Origin of the sequence: Bacillus sp. DE0042, from assembly GCF_007680225.1 — a bacterium.
Taxonomy (GTDB): Bacteria; Bacillota; Bacilli; order Bacillales; family Bacillaceae_G; genus Bacillus_A; species Bacillus_A wiedmannii.
On sequence record NZ_VEJP01000028.1, the window covers coordinates 1 to 852 of the forward strand.

Annotated in this window: 9 tRNA genes; all 9 read right to left on the minus strand. The window is 51.6% G+C overall.

Features of this window, described 5'->3' with window-relative positions:
- Positions 1 to 74, minus strand: a tRNA-Ile gene (locus tag FS802_RS30605).
- Positions 75 to 85: 11 nt separating this feature from the next.
- Positions 86 to 156: transfer RNA gene (locus FS802_RS30610), tRNA-Trp, on the minus strand.
- A 6-nt stretch (positions 157 to 162) separates the two neighbouring features.
- Positions 163 to 235, minus strand: a tRNA-Thr gene (locus FS802_RS30615).
- Between the two features lie 9 nt (positions 236 to 244).
- Positions 245 to 320 (minus strand) — tRNA-Phe (locus FS802_RS30620).
- Positions 321 to 328: 8 nt separating this feature from the next.
- Positions 329 to 404 (minus strand) — tRNA-Asp (locus tag FS802_RS30625).
- Positions 405 to 407: 3 nt separating this feature from the next.
- Positions 408 to 484, minus strand: a tRNA-Met gene (locus FS802_RS30630).
- Between the two features lie 22 nt (positions 485 to 506).
- Positions 507 to 599, minus strand: a tRNA-Ser gene (locus tag FS802_RS30635).
- Positions 600 to 656: 57 nt separating this feature from the next.
- A tRNA-Ser gene (locus tag FS802_RS30640) sits at positions 657 to 749 on the minus strand.
- A 20-nt stretch (positions 750 to 769) separates the two neighbouring features.
- Positions 770 to 842 (minus strand) — tRNA-Ala (locus FS802_RS30645).
- Positions 843 to 852: the final 10 nt, after the last annotated feature.

The window sequence follows — 852 nt, forward strand, 5'->3', positions numbered from 1 at the left end:
TGGGCCTAAATGGACTCGAACCATCGACCTCACGCTTATCAGGCGTGCGCTCTAACCAGCTGAGCTATAGGCCCATACACTTTTACAGGGGCAGTAGGAATCGAACCCACACTGGAGGTTTTGGAGACCTCAGTTCTACCTTTAAACTATGCCCCTAAAGGATGCCGACTAGAGGACTTGAACCCCCAACCTACTGATTACAAGTCAGTTGCTCTACCAATTGAGCTAAGTCGGCATAAAAAAATGGTGGCTCGGGACGGAATCGAACCGCCGACACGAGGATTTTCAGTCCTCTGCTCTACCGACTGAGCTACCGAGCCAACATAAATGGCGGTCCCGACCGGGGTCGAACCGGCGATCTCCTGCGTGACAGGCAGGCATGTTAACCACTACACCACGGGACCATTTGGTTGCGGGGACAGGATTTGAACCTGCGACCTTCGGGTTATGAGCCCGACGAGCTACCGTGCTGCTCCACCCCGCGACAATATAATGTTTTAAAAAAATGGAGGAGGTAGAGGGATTCGAACCCCCGCGCGACTCTCGCCGCCTGTCGGTTTTCAAGACCGATCCCTTCAGCCGAACTTGGGTATACCTCCATGAAGGAAAAAACAAAAATTTTATTATTATATGTATCTAAACCATTTTAAAAAAAATGGAGGAGGTAGAGGGATTCGAACCCCCGCGCGATTCTCACCGCCTGTCGGTTTTCAAGACCGATCCCTTCAGCCGAACTTGGGTATACCTCCGAGACATATAATAAATAAAGTGGAGCCTAGCGGGATCGAACCGCTGACCTCCTGCGTGCAAGGCAGGCGCTCTCCCAGCTGAGCTAAGGCCCCATGTTTTTGG